Source organism: Streptomyces sp. NPDC055506 (genome assembly GCF_053643595.1).
The window spans coordinates 112,876-139,176 of sequence record NZ_JBSHKH010000001.1 but is presented as its reverse complement, the minus strand read 5'-3'; the positions used below and the strand labels follow the sequence as shown (position 1 = coordinate 139,176).

Genomic DNA, 26,301 nt, shown 5'->3' with positions numbered 1-26,301 from the left:
ATCCTCTGTTGTGTCCAAACTGACCGACGTGCCCAAGCGGATCCTGATCGGGCGCGCACTGCGCAGTGACCGGCTGGGGGAGACCCTCCTGCCCAAGCGCATCGCACTACCCGTCTTCGCCTCCGACCCGCTGTCCTCTGTGGCGTATGCGCCCGGGGAGGTGCTGCTGGTCCTGTCCATCGCGGGCGTGACGGCGTACCACTTCAGTCCCTGGATCGCCGTCGCGGTCGTCGTACTGATGTTCACCGTGGTGGCCTCGTACCGGCAGAACGTGCACGCCTACCCCAGCGGCGGCGGCGACTACGAGGTGGCGAACACCAACCTCGGCCCCAAGGCCGGCCTCACGGTCGCCAGCGCGCTGCTGGTCGACTACGTCCTCACCGTCGCGGTGTCGATCTCCTCCGGCATCGAGAACCTGGGCTCGGCGATCCCGTTCGTGGTCGAGCACAAGGTGCTCTGCGCGATAGGTGTGATCGTGCTGCTGACGCTCATGAACCTGCGCGGGGTGAAGGAGTCGGGCTCGCTGTTCGCGATTCCGACATACATCTTCGTCGCGGGCGTCTTCACCATGATCGCCTGGGGTGCCTTCCGCGGACTGGTCCTGGACGACACCATGCGCGCCCCGACGGCGGACTACGTCATCAAACCCGAGCACCAGGGACTGGCCGGCTTCGCCCTGGTCTTCCTCCTCCTGCGCGCCTTCTCCTCCGGCTGTGCCGCACTCACCGGCGTCGAGGCGATCTCCAACGGCGTCCCGGCCTTCCGCAAGCCCAAGTCCAAGAACGCCGCGACCACCCTCGCGATGATGGGCCTGCTGGCCGTCACCATGTTCTGCGGCATCATCGCGCTGGCCGCCGCGACCGACGTCCGCATGGCCGAGAACCCGGCCAAGGACCTGATCCACAACGGCGTCCCGCTCGGCCCGGACTACGTCCAGAACCCGGTGATCTCCCAGGTCGCCGAGGCCGTCTTCGGCAAGGGCAGCTTCCTCTTCATCATCCTGGCCGCGGCCACCGCGCTGGTGCTCTTCCTCGCCGCGAACACCGCCTACAACGGCTTCCCGCTGCTCGGCTCGATCCTCGCCCAGGACCGCTACCTGCCCCGCCAGTTGCACACCCGCGGCGACCGCCTGGCCTTCTCCAACGGCATCGTGCTCCTCGCGGGCGCCGCCGGACTCCTGGTCGGGATCTACGGCGCCGACTCCACGCGCCTGATCCAGCTGTACATCGTCGGCGTGTTCGTGTCCTTCACGCTCAGCCAGACCGGCATGGTCCGCCACTGGAACCGCCACCTGGCGACGGAGACGGACCCGGCCAAGCGCCGCCACATGATCCGCTCCCGAGCGATCAACGCCTTCGGCGCGTTCTTCACCGGCCTCGTGCTGGTGGTCGTCCTCGTCACCAAGTTCACGCACGGCGCGTGGGTCGCCCTGCTCGGCATGGTGATCTTCTACGTGACGATGTCTGCCATCCGTAAGCACTACGACCGTGTCGCCGAGGAGATCGCCGCCCCCGAGGGGCCGAGCGACGACAGCGTGCGGCCCTCCCGCATCCACTCCGTCGTCCTGATCTCCAAGATCCACCGCCCCACGCTGCGCGCCCTGGCCTACGCCAAGCTGATGCGCTCGGACAGCCTGGAGGCGCTGAGCGTCAACGTCGACCCGGCGGAGACCAAGGCACTGCGGGCCGAGTGGGAGCGGCGCGGCATCGACGTACCGCTGAAGGTGCTGGACTCGCCCTACCGCGAGATCACGCGGCCGATCATCGAGTACGTCAAGAGCCTGCGCAAGGAGTCGCCGCGGGACGCGGTGTCCGTGATCATCCCCGAGTATGTCGTCGGTCACTGGTACGAGCATCTGCTGCACAACCAGAGCGCCCTGCGGCTGAAGGGCCGCCTGCTGTTCACGCCGGGGATCATGGTGACCTCGGTGCCGTACCAGCTCCAGTCCTCCGAGGCGGCCAAGCGGCGGGCCCGCAAGCAGCAGGAATGGACTGCGCCGGGCTCGGTGCGGCGGGGGCCGGCTCAGGTGCGGTCGAAGGAGTCCTCGGAGCCGAAGAGCTGAGGCCGCGGCCTCGGTGAAACGGGCGTGAATCGGCCGGGCGGCAGCCACGTAGACTGGTGGGCTGTTGTCCGGCCGTTCCGTTCGGCCGCGTACCTTTGATCGTTTCCCCTCACGCTTTTGGAGTCACCCCGCCATGCAGGCAGAACCGAGGAAGTCGCTGGTGGGGGAGGAGTACGAGGTCGAGGTCGGCCCCGTCGCCCACGGCGGCCACTGCATCGCCCGTACGTCCGAGGGCCAGGTGCTGTTCGTCCGGCACGCGCTGCCCGGTGAGCGGGTCGTGGCGCGGGTGACGGAGGGCGAGGAGGGTGCCCGTTTCCTGCGCGCCGACGCGGTCGAGATCCTGGACGCCTCCAAGGACCGCATCGACGTGCCCTGTCCGTTCGCCGGCCCCGGCCGCTGCGGCGGCTGCGACTGGCAGCACGCCAAGCCGGGGGCCCAGCGGCGCCTGAAGGCCGACGTCATCGCCGAACAGCTCCAGCGGCTCGCCGGGCTCACTCCGGAGGAGGCCGGCTGGGACGGTACGGTGCTGCCCGCCGAGGGCGACAAGCTGCCCGCGGGCCAGGTCCCCGCGTGGCGCACGCGCGTCCAGTACGCCGTCACCGCCGACGGCCGGGCGGGCCTGCGCCGGCACCGCTCCCACGAGGTCGAGCCGATCGACCACTGCATGATCGCCGCCGAGGAGGTCAGCGAGCTGGGCATCGAGAAGCGCGACTGGACCGGCATGGACTCCGTCGAGGCAATCGCGGCGACCGGGTCGCAGGACCGCCAGGTCGTCCTGACGCCGAAGCCGGGCGCGCGCCTGCCGCTGGTCGAACTGGACCGCCCCGTCTCCGTTCTGCGGGTGGACGAACGCTCCGGTGGCGTCCACCGCGTCCACGGCCGCCCCTTCGTCCGCGAACGCGCGGACGGCCGGACCCACCGGGTCGGGGGCGGCGGCTTCTGGCAGGTCCACCCGAAGTCGGCCGACACGCTGGTGACCGCGGTCATGCAGGGCCTGCTGCCGCGCAAGGGCGACATGGCCCTCGACCTCTACTGCGGCGTCGGCCTCTTCGCGGGCGCCCTCGCCGACCGCGTCGGTGACCAGGGCGCGGTCCTCGGCATCGAGTCGGGCAAGCGTGCGGTGGAGGACGCGCGGCACAATCTCGCCGACTTCGACCGTGTGCGTATCGAGCAGGGCAAGGTCGAGAGCGTGTTGCCGCGGACGGGCATCACGGAGGTCGACCTGATCGTGCTTGATCCGCCGCGGGCGGGGGCGGGGCGGAAGACGGTGGAGCATCTGTCGTCGCTGGGGGCTCGGCGGATTGCGTATGTGGCTTGCGATCCGGCGGCGTTGGCGCGGGATTTGGGGTACTTCCGGGATGGGGGGTATCGGGTGCGGACGCTTCGGGCGTTTGATCTGTTTCCTATGACGCATCATGTGGAGTGCGTGGCGATTCTTGAGCCGGCGGCAAAGGGCTCCTGACCTGCGGTTTTGTCCGTGCGCATTATGTGCGGTGTGGGCCTTACGGGCGATATCTTGACGCTGAAATGACGCTCTTGACGCTCATTTGACGCTCGTTCTGATGGGGTGTCTGGTGCTCTGCGTTGCTGGTCAGGTGATCTGATGCGGTGCCTGATCAAGCGGCAGTGCCGAGAATTGCGTGGTGCCATACGCTAGCCGGTGGGCCATCGTCTGTTCTTCAATTGATCTGCCAGATCGGAAAAGGGGCCGGACTCGGAGACCAGCGCGGTGACCCGCTCCAGCGCCGGTTGATCCGCGAAGGGATTCAGCGAGAACCGCAGCTTGGGCTCCCGGCTGCGGGTAGTGATGGTCATCCCGCCGACGGCGAGGAAGTCGTCATGGGCTTCCCAGAGGGCATCAAATGCCTCTGGCCAAGACCGTAGATCCGGCAGGTCGCCACCGCTCAGGTCGACGATCAGCACGGTCGGCATCAGCTTGGCTTGGCGCCGCTTGCGCTTCTCCCGGAGCACGCCGGAGGCCACGTCCTGTGCCATCGCGGCCACGTGAGGACTCTTGAACGGCGCGGACATGGTCGTGTAGCCATTGCCGCGGCTGACCTGGATGGACAGCCAGGAAGCTGGAATGCCGTCTTCGGGGCGTGCTGGGGCGGCCTCGACGCGCAATGAGGTGACGCCAGGGCTGCCGTCGGCAGGGAGGAACGCCTCTATAACCGCGTCCCGGACGCTCGCTCTGATGGTCACGGGTGGGACAGGGTCCGTGCGTATCCTGACAGCCGTCGGTAGGCCGCGTTCCCGGAGACCTCGGATCAGGGCGTGGCTGAGGTCAGAGACACTCCGCGGGTGCCGGGAGCCGATCTCGATACCGAAGGTCTCCTGGCCGCACTGCAGGAGCAGGTCGGGTCCCTCGTCGGTGTTGAACCGGAACGGAACGCCGGCCTCGGCCAGTTGCGAGGCGACCGTCAACTCGGCGAGGTGTGTCCGGAAGTGCTGCATGCCCGCTTCGCTCATGTCCGTGAACGCGCGGAAGTCCCGACGCTTGCCGTCCAGCCCCACTGGCGCAGTTGCTTCCAGAATGGACAGGGTCTGCTCCACGGGCACCAGGATGACGCTCTTCCACCAAGCCGAGACGACGGCCGGGTGCAGGTCCGGTCGGCGGTACTCGAAGTACCAGCGCAGTGGGTGCGACTCTGAGCCGCCCAGCCATCTGCGAAGGACCGGGAGATCGCCGCTGTCGTTCTGCGAGTTCACGCTCTGATGCTAGGAACAATGGGACCGACCGGCTACAGAGTTACCTGTCAGGCTCCTGCTGCGTTCCATCAGGCCGGTACGGTCGGGCGTGGATCGCCGTGGACCTGGCTGGTGTGCCCGGGGCGGTGGTCGGCGGCGACGGGGCGGGCGCCCGGCTGAGGGCCGAGGAGGGGGCTGCCGGAGAGCGCTGTGACGTGCTGGTGGGCGGCCGAGCTGCGGCCGACGAAGCGCTGGGAGACCAGGACGCGCTGTACGACGCGCAGCGGTACGCCTGGGGCGCGAAGCAGCGGGAGGCCCATCCGGGCCCTGGCTCGATCCCGCCGTCTCTCCGGAGGCCCTTGCGGCAGCCACGTGCGAGCTGGACCGGCCGGCAGTCGAAGTCGAGCCCCGAAAGATGTGGCCTACCGGTCTTGCAGCGGTCGGCATGGACCTCAAGGGCCGCGGCCTCCTTACGGCGACACTCGCTGACCTTCTTCTCCGCGTCAGTGCGTGCCTTGTTCTTGCGTTTCAGCTGACTGCGGTAGTAGCTCGCATTCATGCCCGTAGCCTCCCGAGGTTCTCGTACCACTACGCTACGGACGACTACTGACATTGCTCTCCGCAACCGCCTCTTCGATCCGCACGCGAGCATGGTGCGGTCGCGATCACGGATGCGGTGGCGCCGCGCTGCCCTGGATGACGAGTTGGGTAGGTATGACGACGTCCTGGTCGGTCTCCTTGCCGCGGGGGAATTCCAGGAGCATGCGTCCGGCCAGTTCGCCCTGCTCGCGGACGGGCTGGCGGACGGTGGCCTCTCCCGTCCGCCGGGCGAATGGCCCATTACCTAGGTGTTTCTCTGTGTCTTGGCAGAACCCAACCTTCGACACTCGCTTTAGGAGTTTCCCTTGGGCGGTGCTGTGACCAGCGCAAATATCGACTGCATGGCGTCTGTCCTGGGAATACTCGTCTCCGTAGTTCTCAAGCGTTCACGGGGCTTCCCGGCCTCATGTGCTGAATCCGTCCCTCACGGCACCCTCCCTGCGCCAATGGCACAGGGAGGGGACCGCCCTGGTCTTGGTGTGGGGTTCGCCGAGGTCGCGACGGGATTGACGGAATCGTCATCCTGTCCCGACTCAGCCGAAGCGCCGAGCCAGGGAGAACGGGAGGCTTCTTCCCTCACCCACCTCTAGCGAGGCGGAACAGGATGTCCCAGCCCTTCTGCGTGATGCGTGCATCATCGTTGGGGGTGGGGGGCCGGCCCAGGAGGTGCTCCCGGTTTAGTCTGGCGACCGCCTGGCAGGTCTTGGGGCCGTAGCGATCGCTCTCGACAACGAGCTGGTCGAGGTATCCGGCCCGCTTCAGAAGTTTCTGCAACTGTACGACGTCCGCGTGGATGCGACCGGGCGCAAGGCGCCGTGGGAACGCCGGGACCATGGAGTTCCTGCGGTCGGATTGAAGGGGGATACTCAGGACCTGCCCCTCGCGGATGGTGTACGGGACCCGGAGGTCGTTCTCGTCGAGGATGCCCGCCTGACGCACGCCATAGCGTTTGGCAATGTCAGAGACGGTTTCGTCGCGTTTGACGACGTACATCGTGTGCGTGTGCGCTGATGGCTGGTAGGCGAAGCGCCACCACGGCCACCACGGCCACCGGGGTTCAGCGGGCTTGGTCTGCTTCCGTGCGGTGCGCAGGGCGGCGGTGAAGTCCTTCTGACTGGACGCCCATTGCTCCAGGTACTGGGCGCAACCGATCTGCGAACGCTCCTCCAGCCCGATGACGAGCTGTGCCTGTGCCGTCATGCTCCATTCGGCGACGACCGCCCTGAGTACCTTGTTGGACAGGGTGTTGGCCTCAGCCTTCTCCAGGCTGTCCACCATCGTGGCCACCTGATGGACGGGGCGTCCGGTAATGCTGAGCAGCAGTTCCGCTTTGTGCGGAAGCGAACGCTCCAACGCCACGGCGAGCCGAGCAAGGTCACTGGGCGGGCGGGTCTGCGAGAGATCGGACAGCTCGGAGTCGCTGAGGAACCGTGATCCCGCATGGTCCAGGTGGCGGAGCATTCCGGCGGCGTGGCCCGCGGGGCGGTGGAGGCTCAGCCAGAAGATTCGGTCCGCCGGTCCGTCCTGCCCTGCGGCGTCTAGCTTGGTCACCAGGTAGGCGGCCTGACTGGACGAACATGCTCGGGCCGCGTCGTCCAGCAGCTCGCCCATGGTCTGGTCGGCGATCAGTTGGGTGAGGTGCGAGGTGATGGAGGCGAACTCCTCGACTGTCCGCTCCCGCGCTGTGTCCACTGCTGCCTCCAGCGCGTGCTGGTGCTGGCCAACTGCCAGCAAATGTGCGATGAACTGAGAGATTTCCTCTGTGGGCCAGCGCTGTACTGCCAGGAACCGGGCAGTGGCAGCGGCGTCGGCCAGCCGATTCGACTGCAAGGCCGCGACCAGTTCCGCCAGGTACTCGGGGCCGCGTTGGCTCATACCGACCGCGAATATCTGCCGTGCTTCGTGTTCGTGCCCTTCCCTGACGAGCACGGAGATCATCTCGGCGGCATCGATGGCGCTGCGACTCTCCGCGATGATCTGGGAAAGGAGGGCCGCAGTGTCCTGCATGCCATCCGCATACAGTGGAAGGAACATCGCCGTGACGTCGGAGGTCGCGCGGCGCTCGGAGACGGATCGTGCAATCCCGATAAGGAGATCGGTCAACTCACCATGGGCCAGCTCCTGCATCAACTGGACAGTTTCCGACACGTCCCTTGTCAGTGCGAAACCTGTGAGGAGCACCCGCGCGTGTTCGGCGAGGTCCGCTCGGCACAGAGCCTCGGCAAACTGGACAGCCTGCTGGGTCGGCTGCAACCGCACGGAAAGCTGCAGCAGACTGACGACACACTCGTCCGCGGACATTGCGTGCAACAGGTCCACTAGATGAGCGGTTTCCTCCACAGGCCGGGTCAAGAACAGGGTCGGCAGCGCGGCCTCGGCTGGAGCACGAAGGCCGGCCTCGAAGAGAGCAGCCAGAAACGGGGCGAGTTCAGCGACTGCTCGTACCTGGAGAGCTGTACGGACGAGGTCGCCAGCGGTGGCCGTGCGTTTCTCGCTCAGGAGGCTCACCGATGCCACTAGCTGGGCGATTGTCGCTGTGCGTGGCGTCGACTCCAGGACATGGAGCATGTCGTTTTGTGCATCACTCGGGGGCTCGGTAGGCACATAGGCGCTGTTGCGGATAAAGGGGGTTGCGCCCAGGCTGTTGCGGTCCAGGTCCAGCGGCGTGGGTCGGCTCCGGGCCTTCAGGCGTCCCCGTACATTTCGGAAGATGACGTTGAGGTCGAGTAGCTCGCCCGCACCCGGCACACCCTTGCTCAAGGTCTCGATGAGTTCGGCGGTGAAGGCCGTGAAGGTCTCCCCTGGCGGGGAGAGAGCTACGGCCGTTTCTCTCGCCGCGGCCATGACATAGGTGCCGTCCACCTCCGCGAGGTCGATGACCGACTCGGACTGGACGCCGAACGCCCGTGCGCCGTAGCAGCAGTCCAGGATGACGATGCGGCGGGCCGCTCCGGTCGACTCGATGGGGCGCCTGATCCAGTCGTAGGGCACGGCGGTGTCGTAGACGGAAGCATTGTCGCTTTGCGGTACGGCCAGGTGCAGGTCACCCTTGTCGTCTAGGAGACCGTGCCCCGCGTAGTAGATGAGAAGTGTGTCGGTCGCCTCGCGTGCTGCTTTCTGCACGGCCTTCGACACCTCGACGGTGGTGGCCGGGTCAACCAGGGCAGCGCAGCTCTCCGTTCGAAACGGGGCGTCGGGCCCGCACAGCAACGCCCTCAGGGCGGGCACGTTGGCCTGCACGGCGGGCAGATCGTCCAGGTGGGAGTAGGTACTGGCGCCGACGAGCACGGCCCGTGAACGTTCAGGGCAGGGAAGATGCTCCACCACTCGGCCGCGCTTAGTCGAGCCCAAGCCGTTCGAGGAGAACGCGTGCCTCCTCTGGCGAGCCGGTGTTGATCTCGACGGTTGTTCCGTCGGGTCGGCGAACCGTCAGGATGGGCTGCTGCGGTCGTGTGGCACGCCAGCTGATCAGGCTCAGAGCCAATGTCGCGGCGTTGAAGGCTGAACCGAGCACAAGTGAGAGGACATCGATCACCGACCCCTGTGCTCCTGGTACGGGTGGGTCCGCTGCCCCTAACTGCGGGGCCGTGAGGCGCCTCGTGTGCCGGTCCGAATGAAGCCAACTGTGCAGAGATCTCAGCTCGGCCTCTTGCTCACGGTCGTTCACGCCTTCAACACTGATCTGAACCCGCATGATCCCTCCCTTTCCGTCCCCTGCGTTCATGGTCCACAGACGTCGACATCGACGCCCCTGGTTCCTGACGGACTGGGGCTTCGGCGTATTGAGCAGGGCATTGACCTTCGAGACTGTCGACGTTATGCGCCTGACCTGGGGGAAAACCCTTCCCCGGCTCTCGCGTGTTCAGGGGTTTCCCGGCCTCGTGTGTGCTGAATCAGTTCCGGCCGGGGGTACCTGCCTCGTGCATGCCAAGCGATGCAAGACCGATCCCGACTACGTGTCGTCACTGCGATGCCCGTGGAGGCGGTAGCCCATCTCATCCGGATGGCGCATGACTCGGGCAAGACGCCAGGCGGCGTCATAGGACAAACGGCCACGCTCTCGTACACGCAGCCACAGAGCCAACGAACTGGTGACGGGATCAAGAGCCCAGCGCAGCGCAGAGCGCTTCACCGAACCTCGCCCGAGAGGAGGGCGAGACGGTGGGCCGTGCTCTCGTCGCCGAAGGCTCGGACAGCATCGGCAAGGATCGTGAGCAGCTCCTTGCGCCCTTCCTCTGTCAGGCCGGCGACAAAGCCGTGGAGTAGCTGGGCGACTGTCACCCATTGCTCCCCCGGCTGCCATTGCCGGACCTCGCGCACCAGGTCTTCGAGGTCAGTGCCCGCCGGCGGGCCCCCGAGTCGGGACCAGTGCTTCGACGCTCCCTCCAGCAGTCCGTAAAGGCGGACAGCTGCCGGGTTGGCGAGGATCTCCTCCCGGAGGAACGCTTCGCGTGCCCGGACCTGCCGCCGGGCCAGGTCGTCCAGCTCGTGGTCGCGTCGTATGCGTTCTTCCTGCCGCTGGCACTCTTGCCGCAGGTGTTCAGTGCGGAGAGCAGCCTCCCGGACGGCGTCCTCCACGGTGATGTGCACCTGGACATCGGTGACCACGACACCCTCGGCAGCGAGAGGCAGCTGTGCCTGGATGGCAGCGGTGATGTCCTGCTCGGCGGCTCCGGGACGGAGGACGTCACAGCGTTCGGCAGCCTTCTCGATCTCCCTTCTCACAAGGCGCGGTGCTGTGTGCCGATTCGTCGGCACGGTGACGCTGGCGCGGCGCCAGATCACCCGGATCTCCGTGGTGAAGCGCAGTACTGGATCCATGCTCCTGAGGCAGTCCGTGAAGACGGATGTCCAGCTGGCCTGGTCTTCAGCCGTAGAGGCAGGTGCCTTGGTGGGACGGCGTCTCATGCCGCGTCGGCCTCCGCATCGGCCTGGGACGCATCACCTGGTGCACCTGGCGATGAGGGATGAACCCCGATCGGCTGATTGCGCCGGGCGATGAGGTCCTGGTCGAGCAGGGCGGACAGTTCGCGCTTGAGGTCTTCCTTCTCCTCGGAGTAGGGGCGGTCCTGTCCCTGAACCCACCACTGAGCAGAAGTGCGCAGAGTTTCGCGAAGCGTCGGCCCCTCGGACCCCGGAACGTTCACGGTCTGGCGCAGGGTTTCGAAGACAACGGACTTGAGATCGTGCCGTTCCAACGCTGCATCGAGCCACGTAAAGACGGCCCTGTCGAGGTCTCGTTCCCCTGTCGGCCCTGCGGCCTGGCGGAGCAGGGTGCGCCAACCGATCACGAGCCCTTGCACAGTGGGGCGGAAGGCGTCCTCCTCGTCGGGGCTGTCCTCAGCCATGGCTTGGAGGAGCGGAGGAAGCCCAAATGCCTCGGCCGCGGAATTCAGGGCCAGCGCGCTGAACGTGCGGTGCCCGACGGTCTGGCTAGTCTTCTCTGACTTGCACCAATCGACGACGTACCCGAACAGCATCTGCCGTACGGTGGCGTCCTCCCAGAGGACCCGCACCGCCTCACGCAGCGTGTCGATCACGTCAGGACGACCTTGCGCGGCCACATTCCTGAGCCGACGCAGCGCCTTGGCTGTATGTCGGCGACCGAACGCGCCCGCACAGACCTCTACGACAACGCGTTGCAGGTGAGGCTGGCTCCGACTTGACCAGGCCAGCAGCATGGAATGGATGTACGGCGCGCTGGCGGCATGGATGGCCGCGGAGTCCAGGAGGTCAACGGCGAGGGACCACAGCTCCTTGGCCGTCCCGTGCTTGTACCACTCCTCGACGATCCGTTCCAGCGGAGTCTGACGACGATGCCGAACGGCCCACCTCAGAGCGAACTGACCCACGCGCTCGGCCAAGGCAAGTCGGCCGTCCTTGCTGATGATCTCCAGCGCTTCCTTGCTCGCGCTGGTATCGATGACGGGTGCATGTGCGAGCCATCCGAGGAAAGCGGTGCGAGCCAGGGGGCGATCGTTCCAGAAGTACTCGATGACGGCGTCGTCCCAGTGCGGGCGAGTGAAGGTGAGGGTGCCGTCGTCTTTGCGTCGTGCTTCGACTGCCCTCGTCATGGCGATAACCCCGGGTTCCCGCTGTCCCTCCACCTCGACTGGCACGTCGTCGAGTTGTTGGGTGAGTTCCGCGGCCTTGGCGTACACATGGCCGACTGGATCGCCGCGCAGAACAGCCGCAGCCAGCAGGAAGTTGCGTTCAAAACTGGTACGGGCGCGTCCCTCGGGCTCGTGCCAGAGGTAGAGCGCGTCCTCCCAGTTGCTGTGAGCGGCCACCACGTTGGCCACCTGCTTCTCGAACGTCAGGCGAGGAGAGCCTTCTTGCTTGTGCCTGAGCGTCTGTTCCGGGTCGGGGTCAGCCCGGGCGGCTGACTGGGCTGCCCGGTGCTGTTCCAGCATGAGGTACACGAGGTTGAGCACATCGGTCGGGGCCTGGCTGCCAACGAGCGGCTTGATGTCCTTGTGGTCGAGCCACGTGGCAGCTGGCAAGTCGGCTTCCTGTGCCAGAAGCCACCGTTCGCCGATGTCGCGCGGACGCACTACTCCGAGATCTGGAGCGACCCCGTGGGGCGCCCCGTGGCCGATGCGCCTCCACTGCTCGGGGCGGGTGAGGATGATCAGTCGGCAGTCACGTCGCTGGAGCCGCTCGACGAGTTTGTTGAGGTTTCCTCCGAAGGAGTCGTCGACTGCGAAGTCATCTTCGTCGGGAGGAAGTTCCAATAGGTAGCCACAATGACGGTCGTGCGGCAGGCGTCTGGTCGGGAAGTACTTGGAGCCGCCGAAGGACAGCGGCCGCACCTCGGCGATGACGCCGGCGTCCAGGAGATGAGCGAACAACGCGTAGGCGGTGAAGGTCCGGCTGCTGTTTGGCGGGCGGCTGATGACCAGCACGGAGCTTGCCGTACGCAGGGCTTCAAGAGCCTGCTTGAAAGGGCTCGGCGCCAGTCGGTCCTCACCATGGGGCTCGGCGTATACCTCGCGGACTACGGCTAGGTACTCGGGTGAGATCGGAGCGTGCGAGTCGAGAGTCTGCTCGTACACGTACTTCGTGCCGATCTGCTCGCCGTAGTTGTTGAAGGCCCGTTGCAGCACGGCGGCCTGTCCGACTGCCTCAACCGCGTCTGGCGTCGGTACTCCCACTGGTGGCCGCCGGGAGAAGCCAGCGTTAGAGGCGCTCTCGGCTGCCCTGGTCTCTGATGATGCTCCGGGTGCCGGTGGTGTGGTTAACGCAGTGATGCTGGGCGGCACGGGAGGCAGTGGCGGCAGCTCCGCCAGGCTGGGCGGTCGTCCGGGTCCCGCATTCTGCGGCGCCGGCGTGGGATGAATGCGGACTGTCGGCTGCTCGTCCTCCCGGCCGTCCTTTTCCTGGGACGGAGGCACTGTCTGCTGCGGGCGTTCTCCGGTACGGCTGTCATCGAAGGTCATGTTGTTGCCGCCCTGCCTCAGCCGATGGTGCCTTGTACCTCGACGCCGACCTGTTCCCCTCTCTCTTCGACGGTCCCGGCCTCCTGGACGATGCGTGCCCGTCCGCGTTCCGTGATGTCACCGCCGACGCGCATGCCGACCTGCTTGCCCTGAAGAGAGTCGGCCCGCTGCGCCACCTCCACCGCGGGCCGGTCTGCCTCGTTCTCATCGCCGAAGGGCAGGCTGCGCCCGTACACCTCCTCCAAGTCCCGGCGAAGGAGTCCCAGAAGCTCCCGCAGTTCGGTGTCATCGCCCTCGAGGAAATCAGGCCGCGACAGGTAGACGCGGAGCGCACCGTGGGACCCAGTGATGCGTGCGACGCGCTCGTCGGTGAGTGCCGAGGCCCTGACCAGCAGGGGCTGTGCCTGTTCCGGAACCTGCTCCGGTTCTTCCACCGGCACTCGACCTGCTCGCCGGTCCAACACCGCACTCGCTCGGTCGAAGAGAAATCTGACCGCCTCGGTCAGCAGCGTCCCGGCCAGTACGGGAAATGCCAACGGATCCATGTGTGCGTCCTCCCCCTGCCCCGTGGGTCTGCGAGGCGGTCGCACCTTCCACTGGAAGATGCGACTGGCACTTACGCAGACAAAAACGGGATTCACCGTACGAGGGTGATCTTTGTCGAGGACAGAGAGGAAACTGGTCGTGTATCGAAGTGACCGAAGAGGCAGTGTTGACACGGGGCCGATGTGTCATTGGCAGAGAGTGAGGGGTCTGTCGGTGTGTTTCCCTTACTGCATTCGCGTCGATCTACGGCTGGAAGAGCACGATGTTCGATAGCTGTTCGCAGGTACGTCGTGTCTCATTCCTGCCAGCCTTGTAGAACTGCAACCGCTTCTCCGGCCGGCCAGCTTCAGCTCACCGCAGGAGACAACCCCGACAGGCTCAGGTCCGAAGCGTCCTTCGCGCACCTCTGTGCGGCAGCCCCGGTCCCCGCCTCGTCAGGCCGCACCAACCGGCACCGCATCAATCGCGGCGGAGACCGCCACGCCAGCAGCGCCCTCTACACCATGGTCCTCGTCCGCATGCAACACGACCAACGAACACGGGGCTACGTGGCCAGGCGCACAGCCGAGGGCATGTCCACCAAGGACATCATGCGCTGTCTGAAGAGGTTCGTCGCCCGAGAGGTCTACAGGTACTCAGGACCGCAAACACTCTGGACGCGGCAGGCTTGGCCCGAGCCGGATCACGACGCTGATCGGCTTTCGTCCGCGTCATCGAGGCCGAACGACGCGGCCGCAGTTAGCCGCTCGACAAACGTCGTGAAGTCCACGGCCAGCGGGAGCTCCGTGTGGCCGTCCACGTCGAACCACGTCACGGACGGCTCCCCGAGCTCTCCACGTGTCCGGTAGTCGAGAGCGATCCAGCAGTGACCATCACCGGAGAGCAGAACCAGAGGTGAAGGAAGTCCCCACTCCTCAACCAAGTGAGGCGAGTCCAGCAAGGACAGCTGGTCGTCGTGACGGCCGATGCCCATCATGTCGTCGAGCGGAACGTGGTTCTCGCTCCACGACGTCGGCACGCCCGTCGGGAACGCGTTCCACAGCTCCGCCACTAGGCCGCCGTTCTGGACCCGCAGAACCTCCAGCAACGAGGCCGGCAGACGGACACCGAGCTGGCGCTCGGCATCCTGAACGACCGCGGCGGTTAGCTGTGGCTGAACCCCATACGGGCCCTCGCCCCAGAACGTCGCCTTCACCTCGTCAAACCGAGCCACAAACGCATCCTATGGACTCAGCAGACCAGCTTGACGATCTATAGGAGCTTCAACGACCCCGGTCCCGATGCACATGAGCTCGGGTGTGCCAGTCGAGTCGGCGAACGAGGTCTAGGTGACCGCGGCGATGACGAGGCCGCGCCTGGGCGTTGACTACGACATGGCAGGGCGAGACCTCGCCACTTCAAGGCACTGTCGCCGACTCAGCTGAGGGTCACCCAGCTGAGTAGCTCCATTGCACCGGGACGTCTTGACCGAGGGTATGACCTAAGCAGGTCGGAGTAGTCGGTCACAAACCCGTGATGGGCTGCCCGGCGAGTGCTTGGGCGATCTGCCAGAGCTGTCCGCCGCGGGACGCCTTCACAAGCACGACGTCGCCGGGGCGGATGATGGACTCCAAGTAAGCGGCGGCGGTTGCGTTGTCACCGACCATCGCGATATCCGGTACGCCTGCCGCTCCCGCCGTGAGAGCGAGTTGCTTAGCGAGAGCGTCGCCGACTGCCACGACGAGATCGACGCCGTACTCGGCCGCCATGCGCCCGACCTCTCGGTGGGCTTCGACGGACTCGTCGCCCAGTTCCAGCATCTCTCCGAGTACGGCGATCCTCCGGCCGGCGGCGGCCTCGGTCGTGTCGCCGTCTGCCTCGGTCATCAAGACTCTCCGTTGTGAATGAGGGGCGCGAAAGTAATTGCGCGGCCGGTGTAGGAAGCGGATACACGGCTGAGGGGGACTCGATCGTGCGTTTGGCCCCAGGCCGACGGGTCTCGGAAGTGGATCGTCGGGTCGGTACCGTCCTCGTAGCCACGAAGGATGACGAGGTGGCCACCTGCGCGGCCGTCGTCAGGCAACTGCTCGGTCACGGACACGATGAGCGGGGCGTGGTCGAGCCGCCTCGTCAGGTCTGCGACGGGCACGGGCTCGGCGGTCGAGGGGACACCGAGGTCGCTCGCTAGGCTCGCGATCCCCGCGTGGAGTGCTCCACGCGGGGTCAGGAGCTCATTCTTGACCGCGAGTTTCAGGAGTTCCGTGACAGTGGGTGCTTCGCGCCCGTAGGCGAGAAGGATCATTCTCAGTGACGCCAGGCCGCACGCCCGGTTGGACCATTCGATCCTGTCTCCGAGTGCCCAACCGCCGTGCAGGTCCCACTCGGTGGGGTCGATGCGCTGACGGCACATGGGGACATCGTGGACTCGCGGCACAGTGGCTGGCTCCTACGGCGAGACGGCAGCCTCCCGAGTCAGTGGTGTGGTGCTGGAGAACGCGGGAGTGGGCAGGGGGACATCGTATGGCGGGCGGGCCAGGGCCTCGTGGAGCATGGCCAATACGACATCCGTATGCGTGAGTCCGACCATCGCCGCTCCTACCGCGAAGTTGCTGTCGCGGGACATGCCCGGTGTGGTGTTGACCTCCAGCACATATGGCTCGCTGTCCTCGGTGAGGATGAAGTCGATGCGTGCCGAGCTGCGCAACCCGAGTCCGTCCCACAGCGTCCGGGCGTGCGCGGTGATTTTGTCCAGCACGGCGGGCCCCAGGTTGGGGGCGCACACGGTTACAGCGCCCCTGGAGTCCACGTCGAGCTTCGTGTCGGCGTCGTAGAAGTCGGCTTCGGTGGCGAGGGTGGCCAGCGGCGGGAAGACGACGACCGAGCCGCCCGGCAGCTCCAGCAGCCCCACAGTCATCGGCGTGCCGGTCACGTACTCCTCGATGAGTACTGGCGTGCGCTCGTCGCCGGCGGCGTCCGCGAGAGCGCTGGGCAGGTCTGCCGGATCGCGCACGAGGCTCATGCCCACGCTGGATCCGCCGAAGGGCGGCTTGACCATGATGGGTCGCCCGTTCCAGGTCACGGGGCCGCCGGACCAGACGTGCCAGCCGGGCGTGGGGACGCCGAGGGTAAGCATCACCCGCTTGCAGAGGATTTTGTCGGCGGCCACTGCGGAAGCCCCGACTCCGCTGCCGCAGTAGGGGACACGCAGGTAGTCGAGCAGGCCCTGCAGCCGGCCGTCCTCGCCGTACGGGCCGTGCAGGTTGGATAGTGCCACGTCGTACTCGGCCAGCTCCATGATGAAGTCGGGCTCGCACGGGTTCAGCACCTTCCAGCGGGTGCCGATCTCCTCCAGCGCCTCGGCTAGGGCGGTGACCGAGCGTTGTTCGGCGGGGCACTTCGAGTGGTAGAGCCTGTCCTCGGCGGAAACGGGCCCATAGACGAGCGCGACGCCGAGGCCCTGGCGGCTCTGGCCCCACTCGCTAAGGGCTTCAGCGGCCTTCTGCACAGCGAGGTCCGAGCTGGGGCTGAGGAAGAGAGTCATGCGAGTACTCCTTCGAAGGTGTGGGTCACCGGGCCGCTGACCCAGTGAGTTCGGTTCGGTCGGGCGTCGTGCGGTCGGACCGTGAGCGGCTCCCCGGCCCGGTTGTGGACGGTGACGGCGCGTCGGGCCACCAGACCGCGCATCGTGGCGACGACGACAGCTGCGACTGCCCCGCTGCCGCACGACAGGGTTTCCGCCTCTACGCCGCGTTCGTAGGTGCGGAGTTTCAGCGCCTGCTGACCGGCGGACTGGACGAAGTTGACGTTCGTCCCCAACGGGGCAAGGTCGGCGTGGTGGCGGACGAGACGCCCGACCATGACCGCGTCGATAGCGTCCACGTCGTCCACGATGGCTACGACGTGTTCGGTGCCGGTGTAGGCGCTGTCGAACCAGGTCGGCCTGCCGTTGATGACGGTTTGCAAGCGTCGAGGGAAGAGCGCGCCCACTTCGGCCGTGACCCACACGGAGCCGTCAGACACGACCGCTTCGTGCACCACGCCGGCCATGTGGAGACTCATCCGCTGGAAGCCGTGATCACGGTGAGCGGCCCAGGCGGAGCACCGCAGGGCATTGCCGCACATGGTGGCGACCGAGCCGTCCGCGTTGAAGCAGGCGACTTCGAGGACGGCAGGGCTGTCGCTGAGAAGCCTGCTGACGACCAGGCCATCCGCACCTACGCCAGTACGCCTGGCACACAGGCGTTCCGCCTCCTTGGGCCACTCGTTGTCGTTGTCCGGGACGAGGTCGGAGAGCAGGATGAAGTCGTTTCCGGCGCCATGGATCTTGCGAAAGCGCATGGCAAAGCTCCTCGCATGGTGAGGTGAGAGTGACGATGCGCCGCCCGAACAGGGCGGGTGATCAACGCAAGCTGATGGGCCGGTACGTCGTCCGGGCTTCTCGCATGACCCAGGGGGCCCGCCGGGCAAAGATCAGTACGCGGTGGGCTGCGGTGCCGGCTGACCGCATGTCCCGGACTCGCTGGTACGCGCCGTCGAGGTAGACAAAGTCACCGATGCGGACATCGCTCGGGGGCCGGGTGCTTCCTACGGTTCCGCGAGGAGGTGGCGGTATGGAGGGCGGCTCCTCGGACCTGCGCTCATGCATCAGCCCCTCCAGATGCCGAGCAAAAGGGAGCCGCCGAGTGCGAGGAGGCTCACCAGGTAGGCGAGTTGTTGGTTTCGGGGGCTCATCCGATTCCGATCAGGTGGCGTTCCACGCGACTGCGGACTGACACGATGCCTATCTCTGTGAGGGGCACCCATGCCGCCGCGCCCGTCTCGATCGCCGTCGGGAACACGGCGCCCGAGTGGGACCGCAAGAGGTATCGGATGCCGACCCGGAGGCGAGAGCCGTACCTGTGCTGCCCCGGCCTGGCCACGTCGACCAGGAACGGCCCTTCGGTGCCGGGCTGTGTCCATACGTCCCGGATGCCGACCTCTTCGGCCAGCAGGCGCAGGGCCGCCTCGCTGAGGGAGCCGTCCGCTTCCTCTGGCTCCGCCTCCGCGAGGGCATAGCCTCCCTGGTGCCGCAGACACAGGACGCGATTGTGCTCGTCGACGACGACGGCTCCTGTGACCACGAGGGGGCAGCGCTGGTCGTGGGTGCAGGCTCGGCGTTGCGAGTGGTCGCGGGCCGCGTCGTAGACCGGCAGCAGCGCCATCCTGTCGGAGGGGTACTCGTGGAGGTAGCGGGAGAGCTCCCGGATGATCTGGTCGTCCCTGACGCTCACGGGGCATCCAGCCCGTTCCGCTCGGCGTATACCCACAGCAGTCGCCGCGTCAGAAGGGCGACATCTCGGAGGTAGAGGTAGGTCCCGAAGGCCGGCGTCTCCGCGGTCGGCCGGTTGGTGAGGTCGACCAGCCTGGTCCCTCTGCGCTGCAGGCTGCGCACCTCGCTGTCGTCCTCCGCGCCGAGGTCCTCGCGGAGCAACCGGTTCAGGTGATGGGCGATCGCCGGCACCTGGCGGTCCATTGCCGCGCGGGTTGTGGTGCTCAGTTCCTGGCCGAGGACGGTGTTGGTCTGCGAGGAGATCGCATCCACGTCGATGGGGGTGTCGGCGCCCTCAGCGTCCTCGGCTGTCTCGCCCCTCTTGCCCGTACTTGCCAAAGTCATCACTGGCCCCTCCGGAGCACGCTTTCTGCCGTGATGACAAAGCTAAGAAGAGGGGTGGTCGAGCCTCTATGAATGTGCCCGAACTTGCCCGACGTTCACCCTAGAGAATCGATGGCCGCCGTGATGATTTCACGCGCTGCGGGGCCGTAGACGGCAAGTTCGGCCAGCTCACCGAAGGTCTTGGCATACATGGCAAGTTCGTGTTTCTGGACGACGCTGAGATGTGCCGAGATCAATTCGACGTTCACCAGCTCGTCGTCGTACAGGAAGAACCCCTCGACAGGCCAGAGCCCCGAACGGTCTGCATCCTGCGGGATGATGCCGATGCTCACCGATGGGAGCGCCATGACGCTGAGGAGGTAGCCGAGTTGGCCCGCCATCACGTCGGTACCGCCGATGCGATACCGCAGAACGCTTTCTTCCAGGAGAATGGCGAACGTGTGCTTCCCGTAGACGACCTGCTGCTTCTCCACGCGCACCTTGACGGCCGCCGGCACATCGTCGATAAGCCCTCGGCGGTCACGAATGGAGGTCAGAAGAGCGGTGATGTAGGAGGCCGTCTGCACGGGGCCGGGGATGAGCCACGGCGAGTAAATGCGAAAACGCTCGGTGCGCTCCCAGAGGGGAACCACAGATTCCTGCGCCCACTTGAGCCCATGACGCTCCATCTTGCGCCACTCGACATACATGCCCTCGATTCCACGGGCCGTCGAGATGAGATCCTCTGCCTCACCCTCCGCGGCGCACGCGGAACACCACTCGCGAAGGTCGCGCTCCGAGGGCGCGCGGGCGCCGCTCTCGAAGCGCGAAGCCTTCGACTCGTGCCAACCCAAGGTCTGGGCCAGCGATCGCTTGGTGAGTCCAGCCGCCTTCCGGATCTCGGCCAGGCGTTGTCCCAGCGCTTTGCGGGCTTCCTGGACGCTCGAGGAGGGTGATGTCATCTCGGTGCGGGGATGCCGTTCGACCGTCAGGCCGGCTGGAACTGCGCGTGGGGCGTCGCCCGCTGCCACACGGCCTCGAAGGCCGACTCGCAGAGCTTCGCCACCTCCGGGTCCTCCGTCAGTTCGACCTCCATGTTCTCTCCCTCGCCGTCGAAATGGTTGACGAGGACGAGCCTGGAGTCGAACAGCCAGAAGTCGTTGCCCGGTAGTGCAAGGTCCGTCGCGCTGCGGCGCGAGAGCCAGCGAACCTCTTCGCCGGCGGCGATGTTCAGCCCGTCGGTCACGTCGTACTCGAAGCGGATGTACTCGCTGACGGGCGTCGAGACGATCCGCGCCCGGCGCACTTCAACGCCTCGGGAGGTGGCAGCGGTGACGAGGCTGTGCCAGTCGGCCCAGCGCTCGGCGGGGTCGAGGCTCCGGCCGGCCTTCCAGTCGATGAAGGCCGGGTCCGACTTCATGTAGGCGTCGCGCATCTCCAAGTGGACCGCAGTCCTCTGGCAGTCACGGAACAGCTCCTCAAACGTCGGAGTCCTCGTCATCCTTCTTCACCTCCAGGAAGAACTGCACCATGCGCCGGGGGATCTCCACCACCGACTCGTGACCGGGGATGTCCATCTGGCGGAGGCGCTCGGCGTCCTCCACCTTCCACCCCTGCACGAGGTAGTTGTCCTTCTCCTCGTCGAGGTAGATGGTGGGCGAGCCGCCACTGGGACTCTCCGGGTCCTTGCCGAGCTTACGCAGGGCCATGATGTCCTCCTCGGATGCCGGTAACGATCTCTGTGCCCGAGCTTGCCCGTGATGGGGCTGTCGGGCCAGGAACTTGCCGGAACTTGCCATGGCTTCGTGATGTCTCCCGGATCGGGTAGCAGCACGGTGGTGGAGCAGACAGAGGTCCGCAGTAGCCAGATTCTGCTGACTGCCTCTGGCCTCCGCTTCTCAGTTCGCCGGGGGCAGACAGCGAAGATCCAGGTTTGACTGGCCAACGCCGCAGCGGCATGTGAACCTGGACGACCTTCTTGCAAAGCACCAGGTCAAAGAGGTGATTGCCTGTGACTGAGGTGTCATCGGGTCCCGGATTCTCCGCCACCGTCGAGGCCCTGCGGCTGCGTGAGTGGCTACTCGGCCCGGGCCAGGCCACAGTCGTGATGGACCAGTTCTCCGCCGAGGACTTCCAGCTGGTCGTGGACGACCGCGCGGACGTGCACGTCAATTCGAAGGACGGTCGCTTCTACCTCGGGTGGTTCCCGCTCGGACGACCTGGCACCAACGGCGAGGGGTGGAAGATCGCCGTTACCGGTACGGCCAAGGTGCGCGGCTACCAGATGTCCTTCGACACCGAGACGCCAGCCGATGTCGTCGCTGCCGTAGTCGCTCGCGTGCTGGAGACCTCCCAGCAGGTGTGAGTTCCTAGATGTATTGATCACGAGCGTTGTTAACAGTGGGCGGGCTTGATCATGGCGAAGACCTCCGGTGTGGTGGAGCTGTCTAGGACTGCACCGCACGGAGGTCTTCGTGTCCCACCGTAATGCCCGGTTGACCGTTCATGGCAGGCGGCTGCTGGCCGAGCGTGTCCGCACCGGCCGCCCGATCGCGCATGTCGCAGCGGAAATGGGCATCTCGCGCGTCACCGCCCACAAATGGGTCCGCCGCTGGCGGGACGAAGGCGAACAAGGACTGCACGACCGGCCCAGCCGCCCACGCACCACACCCCACCGCACCGCGGCAGCGGTGGAGGCCCGCGTCTGCCGCCTGCGTCAGGAACGCAAGCTCGGGCCCGCACGTCTCGGACCGATCCTGGGCCTGCCCGCCTCGACCACGCACCGGATACTGGCCCGCCACGGCCTCAACCGCCTGGCGTTCCTCGACCGGCCGACCGGCCAGGTCATCCGCCGCTACGAACGCGACCGGCCAGGCGAACTCGTCCACATCGACGTCAAGAAGCTCGGCCGGATCCCCGACGACGGCGGCCACAGGGTGCTGGGCCGCCAGGCCGGCCGCGCCACCCGCAGCAACATGGGCTTCGACTACGTCCACTCCGCCGTCGACGACCACTCCCGCCTCGCCTACAGCGAGATTCACAGCGATGAGAAGGCCGCGACCTGCGTCGGCTTCTTGCGCAGGGCGGCGGCCTTCTTCACCACGCGCGGTATCGACCGGATCGAGCGGGTCCTGACCGACAACGCCTGGCCCTACCGCAAGAGCTTCGCCTGGCGCGATGCCCTGGCCGACCTCGGCGCAACCGGCAAGCTCACCCGCGCCTACCGGCCGCAGACCAACGGCAAGGTCGAACGCTTCAACCGCACCTTGCTCGACGAATGGGCCTACCTGCGGCCCTACACCAGCAACACCGAGCGCACCCTGGCCCTAGCAGACTTCCTGCACACCTACAACCACCACCGCAGCCACACCGCACTCGGCGGCCAACCACCGATCACCCGCGTGAACAACCCTACGGGTCAATACACCTAGAGGCAGTTCGAGTCGGCGCCGGCATCAAGATCCCCATGCTCTTGGAGGCATACCTGCATCCCGACTTTCCGTCCGGCCGTTCTGCCCCGGCCAGTGTTCCGTCCGCGTACTGGGTCGGCCCCCGGTGCCTGGCCGGAGACGACGGACGCTTGTACGACTCCGTCGCCGACACGCTCGCCGGCCTCGGCTGGACCAGCTTGACGATCGTCCGCGGGCGCCAGAAGCCGGACGAGGCGCCGGAGGACCGTCAGGTGCTGCGCAGCACCGTCCTGCACATCAGTCCCGACTCCCTGCGGAGGGCGCAATGGGTCTTGCCGGACGAGCCGTTTCACCTGGGAAGCCTGCCGATCGCCTGGCATGTGTCCGCTCGTTCGGACTTGCGCAGCCCGCTCGCCCGTTGGTCGGCCTACTTCACCCCCGAGGTTCCCGGAGAGGTCCTCGGTACCTTCCTCACCGCGCTCGACGCCCGCGATCAACCTGCTCTGTCTTTTGGTGGACCCGAGTTGGTTCTCGACGCGGTGACGGCGCACGGCTGGCTGCGTGCCGTCGACGAGCCCGGCACGGGAGCGGTCGATCCGACCTTCTCCTCTCAAGTCCGCCTCGGCGAGGTGCCGCCCCTCATCCAGGATGGCGACCCATTGGGGCTGGTGGCTGAGGCGGACGAGGCGGCCTTGGGTGGGTGGCAGGCGTGGGCCGAGCCGGTGCTTGGGGCGGGCTACCTGTGGGCGGCTTCCTTCGGCGCCAGCGTGCCGCACGATCTCGTCGCCGCGTTCGTCGGCTCCCTCAGTTCCAGCGCGCCAGTGCTGCGCCGGGTACTGCCGGAGAGCACACACGACCGGCTCCTGCGCGCTCCAGCCAGCTGAGGCCAGCCAACGCAGTGAAGCCGGGTCCCCTCAGGGGGCCCGGCTTCGTGCTGCTGTGCCTTGGCCGGCGTCCTCGTGGCGTCACGGTCTGGGGTTGGACATGCGCCGGCGCGGGCCCGGGTCAGAAGGCGTACGGGGCGAAGGAACGGACCGGTGCGACGATGCGGCCGAGGAGGCGATCAAGCTCGGCTCGCTCGTCCTCGTTCATGAGCTCGACGGCGTTGCCGAGATTCTTCTCGGCGAGCCGCTCCATGAACGGGGCCAGGAAGCGCTGCAGAGCATCCGGAGCGTCGTCCCTCGTGAGCCGGTACTCCTGGTATCGCTTGAGCTGTGACTCGATCTCTTCGAACTCGACGCGCGTGGCCCCGAGGACGAGGCTCTGCTCCTCCTCGCTGAACGGGCGCCCGTCGAGGTGGTGCCACGTGTTGGTCTCACGCAGGCGCTTGATGTCCGCGTCGCAGAGTAGGACGACGATCTCCGGCCGGGCTTGGGTCTTGGGCATACGGGTGCTCCTCGCGGGAGTGGGGTGGGTGGAGGCATCAATGGTCCGGAGGATCGCCGGATTGGCCAACCGGCGATCGTCGGCTATGTTTCGCCCGTTTCGGCTGGTCAGCGCCGACGGTTGGAGTCGTTCACCGCGCTCGGGGGCGACTGCCTGGTGGGCGCAGAGGCGCCTTGGCGCCGACCGCCTCGGGCGGGTGGGTCGTGGGGGCCATCGGGCAGGGCGGGCAGGTGGGCGCCGTGTCGCACACGCCAGACGAGGACGTCGCTGACGGAGGTCGCGGTGTCGAGCTCGCGCCGTCGGGCGGCTTCGGTCAGCAGAGCTGCCGGGTCATGGCCAGCTCTGCGGGCGTCGTCGAGGGTGGCGGCCAGGGCGGGCCAGCCTGCCTCGGCCCGGATGCGTTCGGCTAGCTCTGGCAGCACCTGGTGGAGAAGGCCGGCTTGTCGTTGATGAACACGCGGGGCCAGACGTTGGCCTCGCTGACGGAGAACGACCATGGGTTCACCTGCGGCGGCCTGGTAGGCGGCGCGCAGGTGTTCAGCGGCTTGCCGGGCTGCTGCGGCCTGCTGGCCGTGGTGCTTCCTGGCGTGCCAGTTCGCTGCGGCCATGGCGAGGAAGAACGCCATATCGATGAGCATGGCAGTGGTGGCGCCGTCTTCCCCGCGGCCGAGGGCCGGCCCGCTGCGGACGAGGTCGCGGGCGGCCTGGCGCAGGGCGCGGTCGTGCCCGCGGACAGCCTTCACGTGGGAGCGGCTCGCCCGCTCGAATACGAAGGCCGCCTCGCGCAGCTCAGCACGGGTATGGGCGGCGGAGGTCTTGGCCAGCGCGTCCAGGACCTCACCCGCCGCAGCAATCTGGGCCGCTGCCGCGCCGTCGTCGCCGTGGTCGATGATCAGTAGCGCCTGCCAGGTAGTGGCGGTGGCCCGGCGCCGCGCGAACGCGGGACCTGTCACGTCCGGCAGGGCCGGCTGCTCCTGCCCGGAGCCGTCCGCCGCGGCGGCCTCGGCAGGAAGCGTCCAGCGTTCACGGATACGGGGCAGGGACAGATCGGGTGCGAGCGTGGAACCCGCGTAGAACACCGGCTCCTTCTCACCGTTGCGGTCATCGGGCAGCGCGACCTTGTAGCCGAGCAGGTCGCCGGAGGGCGCGACGCGCTTGCGGACCAGCAGGCCGGCGGCGGCCAATCGGTCGAAGAGCTTTTCCTCGCTGTCGGCGCCGGCCACCGCGCGCCGTACGGTCTCCCGCAGCTCCTCGCGCGCCGGGCGCTGCCTGCCCTGCCGTTCGGCCTTGTGCCGCTCCGCACTGGTGGCTCGCTTGGCGGCGGTGCCGTCCCCGGGCGCGACCTGATGCAGGCCGAGTTCCTTTTCGATCAGGCGGCACTCAGCCTGGGCGTGTATGCCGGAGCGATGGTGGTCGGGTCGGCGGCCGTCCTCGCGGACGAGGGTGGCGATGATGTGGATGTGGTCGTCGGCGTGCCGCACGGCGGCCCAGCGGCAGCCGGCGCCGTCGCCAGGGTCGATGCCGGTGGCGGCGACCATGCGGCGGGCGATGTCGCCCCACTGTTCGTCGGACAGGACCTGGTCGTCGGGTGCGGCGCGCACCGAGCAGTGCCAGACGTGCTTGTCGGGACGCCGGTCAACGCCGAGCAGCGACAGGGGCTGGTCGAGCAGGTGCTGGAGGTCCCTCTTCGTGACCGAGAGGTCGCGGCCGGGGTCGGGAGCCATGCCGTCGAAGGAAGCGACCAGATGCGGGTCGATGTGCTCCTCGTGGGTGCCCTTGCCGTACAGGTAGTGCAGGAGCCCGAGGGCGTTGGTGCCCTGCTGGTGGATCCGGGGGATCAAGCCGCCTGGTCCTCCTGCCCGTTCGCGATCCGGTCGGCCGCCCGTTGGACAGCCTGAGCGGCACGCTGCAGGTCGGCGAGGGCGGCGGCGAAGTGCGGTGCGTCGACACCCGAGTTGAGTGCCTTGACCGCCTGGTTGACGTTGCTGCCCGCCCAGCCGAGCTGACGACGCACACCGAAGAGGGCAGTCAGGATGTCCCGCTCGGTGGCGATGGCCGCTGCGGTGCGGGCCTGGTCGCGGGCAGCGGCCAGGGCGGAGTGGGCCAGGAACCCGGCCACGCTCATGCCGACGTGGTTGGCGCCGGACTGGATGATGGCGAGTTCCTGGCCGTTGAGGCGGACGCTGTGGGCGGGGCGCTGCGTCTTGTCACGCGGACGCGACGTCCCCTTCCTGGCCTTGCCCCTCGGGCTGGCCTTGCCGGGCTGCGGTCCGCCCTCGGTCGCAGCCTTCCCGTCCGGTGCCCCCTGGTGCCGGACGGGGCCCGCCACCCCCGGGGCGGGTTCGGGTTCGGGCGCTCCTCCCGCGGGGGAGTGTCCGAACCTCCAACTTGCTCCGTCTGACGCCGGCGTTGTCGTCGTCTCGTTCCGGGTGGCGGGGTGTTCGTGGGGTCGGTCGTGCACGCGCAGTTCTCCGGGGGTTGTTCGGTGGGGGAGTTGGAGTTGAGTCTCCGGATGTTGGCTGATGGCAGCCAGGGATGGTGGTCGGAGCGATAGGGAGC

Annotated in this window: 24 protein-coding genes and 2 pseudogenes; 6 read left to right on the top strand and 20 right to left on the bottom strand. The window is 67.1% G+C overall.

Annotated features, from left to right (window positions below; all coding sequences use genetic code 11):
* Positions 1-10: 10 nt before the first annotated feature.
* Positions 11-2,062 (top strand): APC family permease, encoded by a 2,052-nt coding sequence (locus tag ACWIF2_RS00635; RefSeq protein WP_454357818.1) that lies wholly within the window; start codon positions 11-13, stop codon positions 2,060-2,062.
* A 133-nt stretch (positions 2,063-2,195) separates the two neighbouring features.
* Positions 2,196-3,524 carry a class I SAM-dependent RNA methyltransferase gene (locus ACWIF2_RS00630; protein WP_454357817.1) on the top strand — a complete coding sequence of 443 codons (1,329 nt, stop codon included), beginning with the start codon at positions 2,196-2,198 and terminating at the stop codon, positions 3,522-3,524.
* 191 nt (positions 3,525-3,715) lie between these two features.
* Here ACWIF2_RS00630 and ACWIF2_RS00625 read toward each other — a convergent pair whose 3' ends face one another.
* From ACWIF2_RS00625 to ACWIF2_RS00595, 7 genes and pseudogenes are all read right to left on the bottom strand, one after another.
* Positions 3,716-4,771, bottom strand: a complete 1,056-nt coding sequence (locus ACWIF2_RS00625) for a hypothetical protein (protein WP_454357816.1) — start codon at positions 4,769-4,771, stop codon at positions 3,716-3,718.
* Between the two features lie 68 nt (positions 4,772-4,839).
* A pseudogene (locus ACWIF2_RS00620) lies at positions 4,840-5,019 on the bottom strand (phosphorothioated DNA-binding restriction endonuclease); the annotation flags it as partial.
* Between the two features lie 907 nt (positions 5,020-5,926).
* Positions 5,927-8,638 (bottom strand): caspase, EACC1-associated type, encoded by a 2,712-nt coding sequence (locus ACWIF2_RS00615; protein ID WP_454357815.1) that lies wholly within the window; start codon positions 8,636-8,638, stop codon positions 5,927-5,929.
* Positions 8,639-8,687: 49 nt separating this feature from the next.
* Positions 8,688-9,044: an effector-associated constant component EACC1 gene (locus ACWIF2_RS00610; protein ID WP_454357814.1), complete on the bottom strand. Its 357-nt coding sequence runs from the start codon at positions 9,042-9,044 to the stop codon at positions 8,688-8,690.
* A 434-nt stretch (positions 9,045-9,478) separates the two neighbouring features.
* Entirely contained in the window at positions 9,479-10,171 is a 693-nt protein-coding gene (locus tag ACWIF2_RS00605; RefSeq protein ID WP_454357813.1) for a hypothetical protein, read from the bottom strand.
* Between the two features lie 83 nt (positions 10,172-10,254).
* Complete coding sequence (locus ACWIF2_RS00600; protein WP_454357812.1) at positions 10,255-12,456, bottom strand: hypothetical protein; 2,202 nt, start codon at positions 12,454-12,456, stop codon at positions 10,255-10,257.
* 350 nt (positions 12,457-12,806) lie between these two features.
* Complete coding sequence (locus ACWIF2_RS00595; protein WP_454357811.1) at positions 12,807-13,334, bottom strand: hypothetical protein; 528 nt, start codon at positions 13,332-13,334, stop codon at positions 12,807-12,809.
* Positions 13,335-13,670: 336 nt separating this feature from the next.
* Here ACWIF2_RS00595 and ACWIF2_RS00590 point away from each other — a divergent pair.
* Positions 13,671-13,964, top strand: a pseudogene (locus tag ACWIF2_RS00590) (transposase); the annotation flags it as partial.
* A gap of 53 nt (positions 13,965-14,017) precedes the next feature.
* On the opposite strand, the gene ACWIF2_RS00585 reads toward ACWIF2_RS00590, so the two are convergent.
* From ACWIF2_RS00585 to ACWIF2_RS00540, 10 genes are all read right to left on the bottom strand, one after another.
* On the bottom strand, positions 14,018-14,548 hold the full coding sequence (locus ACWIF2_RS00585; RefSeq protein WP_454357810.1) for an SMI1/KNR4 family protein: 531 nt from the start codon (positions 14,546-14,548) through the stop codon (positions 14,018-14,020).
* 289 nt (positions 14,549-14,837) lie between these two features.
* A complete protein-coding gene (locus ACWIF2_RS00580) occupies positions 14,838-15,200 on the bottom strand; it encodes a glutamate ligase domain-containing protein (protein WP_454357809.1) in 363 nt (120 codons plus the stop codon).
* Positions 15,200-15,724, bottom strand: coding sequence for a C39 family peptidase (locus tag ACWIF2_RS00575; RefSeq protein ID WP_454357808.1), 525 nt, complete (start codon positions 15,722-15,724; stop codon positions 15,200-15,202). Before ACWIF2_RS00575 ends, ACWIF2_RS00580 begins: the two co-directional genes overlap by 1 nt.
* Positions 15,725-15,760: 36 nt before the next feature.
* Complete coding sequence (locus tag ACWIF2_RS00570; protein WP_454357807.1) at positions 15,761-16,855, bottom strand: D-alanine--D-alanine ligase family protein; 1,095 nt, start codon at positions 16,853-16,855, stop codon at positions 15,761-15,763.
* Positions 16,852-17,652: a diaminopimelate epimerase gene (dapF, locus tag ACWIF2_RS00565; RefSeq protein ID WP_454357806.1), complete on the bottom strand. Its 801-nt coding sequence runs from the start codon at positions 17,650-17,652 to the stop codon at positions 16,852-16,854. The genes ACWIF2_RS00570 and dapF overlap by 4 nt, the downstream gene beginning before the upstream one ends.
* A gap of 389 nt (positions 17,653-18,041) precedes the next feature.
* The gene (locus tag ACWIF2_RS00560) at positions 18,042-18,584 is read right to left on the bottom strand and encodes an NUDIX domain-containing protein (protein ID WP_454357805.1); all 543 of its coding nucleotides are present in this window, start codon (positions 18,582-18,584) and stop codon (positions 18,042-18,044) included.
* Entirely contained in the window at positions 18,581-18,967 is a 387-nt protein-coding gene (locus ACWIF2_RS00555) for a hypothetical protein (RefSeq protein ID WP_454357804.1), read from the bottom strand. Before ACWIF2_RS00555 ends, ACWIF2_RS00560 begins: the two co-directional genes overlap by 4 nt.
* Positions 18,968-19,062: 95 nt before the next feature.
* Complete coding sequence (locus tag ACWIF2_RS00550) at positions 19,063-19,908, bottom strand: helix-turn-helix domain-containing protein (RefSeq protein WP_454357855.1); 846 nt, start codon at positions 19,906-19,908, stop codon at positions 19,063-19,065.
* Positions 19,909-19,934: 26 nt separating this feature from the next.
* Entirely contained in the window at positions 19,935-20,447 is a 513-nt protein-coding gene (locus ACWIF2_RS00545; RefSeq protein WP_454357803.1) for a DUF6879 family protein, read from the bottom strand.
* Complete coding sequence (locus ACWIF2_RS00540; RefSeq protein WP_454357802.1) at positions 20,425-20,655, bottom strand: hypothetical protein; 231 nt, start codon at positions 20,653-20,655, stop codon at positions 20,425-20,427. Before ACWIF2_RS00540 ends, ACWIF2_RS00545 begins: the two co-directional genes overlap by 23 nt.
* Before the next feature lie 302 nt (positions 20,656-20,957).
* On the opposite strand from ACWIF2_RS00540, the gene ACWIF2_RS00535 reads away from it, so the two are divergent.
* From ACWIF2_RS00535 to ACWIF2_RS00525, 3 genes are all read left to right on the top strand, one after another.
* Positions 20,958-21,311, top strand: a complete 354-nt coding sequence (locus tag ACWIF2_RS00535; protein WP_454357801.1) for a DUF317 domain-containing protein — start codon at positions 20,958-20,960, stop codon at positions 21,309-21,311.
* 109 nt (positions 21,312-21,420) lie between these two features.
* Positions 21,421-22,377, top strand: a complete 957-nt coding sequence (locus ACWIF2_RS00530) for an IS481 family transposase (protein WP_454357800.1) — start codon at positions 21,421-21,423, stop codon at positions 22,375-22,377.
* 41 nt (positions 22,378-22,418) lie between these two features.
* Positions 22,419-23,240 (top strand): DUF317 domain-containing protein, encoded by an 822-nt coding sequence (locus ACWIF2_RS00525; RefSeq protein WP_454357854.1) that lies wholly within the window; start codon positions 22,419-22,421, stop codon positions 23,238-23,240.
* Between the two features lie 121 nt (positions 23,241-23,361).
* Here the strand turns inward: ACWIF2_RS00525 and ACWIF2_RS00520 are convergent, their stop codons facing one another.
* From ACWIF2_RS00520 to ACWIF2_RS00510, 3 genes are all read right to left on the bottom strand, one after another.
* Positions 23,362-23,742 carry a hypothetical protein gene (locus ACWIF2_RS00520; RefSeq protein ID WP_454357799.1) on the bottom strand — a complete coding sequence of 127 codons (381 nt, stop codon included), beginning with the start codon at positions 23,740-23,742 and terminating at the stop codon, positions 23,362-23,364.
* A gap of 107 nt (positions 23,743-23,849) precedes the next feature.
* Positions 23,850-25,583: a relaxase/mobilization nuclease domain-containing protein gene (locus tag ACWIF2_RS00515; RefSeq protein ID WP_454357798.1), complete on the bottom strand. Its 1,734-nt coding sequence runs from the start codon at positions 25,581-25,583 to the stop codon at positions 23,850-23,852.
* Positions 25,580-26,071, bottom strand: coding sequence for a mobilization protein (locus tag ACWIF2_RS00510; protein ID WP_454357797.1), 492 nt, complete (start codon positions 26,069-26,071; stop codon positions 25,580-25,582). Before ACWIF2_RS00510 ends, ACWIF2_RS00515 begins: the two co-directional genes overlap by 4 nt.
* Positions 26,072-26,301 lie beyond the last annotated feature (230 nt).

What these genes read in the sequence shown, in the direction of transcription:
- ACWIF2_RS00630 (WP_454357817.1), top strand. Translation starts at nt 2,196, where the DNA reads ATGCAGGCAGAACCGAGGAAGTCGCTGGTGGGGGAGGAGTACGAGGTC.
- ACWIF2_RS00610 (WP_454357814.1), bottom strand. Translation starts at nt 9,044, where the DNA reads ATGCGGGTTCAGATCAGTGTTGAAGGCGTGAACGACCGTGAGCAAGAG.
- ACWIF2_RS00605 (WP_454357813.1), bottom strand. Translation starts at nt 10,171, where the DNA reads ATGGATCCAGTACTGCGCTTCACCACGGAGATCCGGGTGATCTGGCGC.
- ACWIF2_RS00595 (WP_454357811.1), bottom strand. Translation starts at nt 13,334, where the DNA reads ATGGATCCGTTGGCATTTCCCGTACTGGCCGGGACGCTGCTGACCGAG.
- ACWIF2_RS00580 (WP_454357809.1), bottom strand. Translation starts at nt 15,200, where the DNA reads ATGACCGAGGCAGACGGCGACACGACCGAGGCCGCCGCCGGCCGGAGG.
- ACWIF2_RS00575 (WP_454357808.1), bottom strand. Translation starts at nt 15,724, where the DNA reads ATGTGCCGTCAGCGCATCGACCCCACCGAGTGGGACCTGCACGGCGGT.
- ACWIF2_RS00570 (WP_454357807.1), bottom strand. Translation starts at nt 16,855, where the DNA reads ATGACTCTCTTCCTCAGCCCCAGCTCGGACCTCGCTGTGCAGAAGGCC.
- dapF (WP_454357806.1), bottom strand. Translation starts at nt 17,652, where the DNA reads ATGCGCTTTCGCAAGATCCATGGCGCCGGAAACGACTTCATCCTGCTC.
- ACWIF2_RS00555 (WP_454357804.1), bottom strand. Translation starts at nt 18,967, where the DNA reads ATGACTTTGGCAAGTACGGGCAAGAGGGGCGAGACAGCCGAGGACGCT.
- ACWIF2_RS00550 (WP_454357855.1), bottom strand. Translation starts at nt 19,908, where the DNA reads ATGACATCACCCTCCTCGAGCGTCCAGGAAGCCCGCAAAGCGCTGGGA.
- ACWIF2_RS00545 (WP_454357803.1), bottom strand. Translation starts at nt 20,447, where the DNA reads ATGACGAGGACTCCGACGTTTGAGGAGCTGTTCCGTGACTGCCAGAGG.
- ACWIF2_RS00540 (WP_454357802.1), bottom strand. Translation starts at nt 20,655, where the DNA reads ATGGCCCTGCGTAAGCTCGGCAAGGACCCGGAGAGTCCCAGTGGCGGC.
- ACWIF2_RS00520 (WP_454357799.1), bottom strand. Translation starts at nt 23,742, where the DNA reads ATGCCCAAGACCCAAGCCCGGCCGGAGATCGTCGTCCTACTCTGCGAC.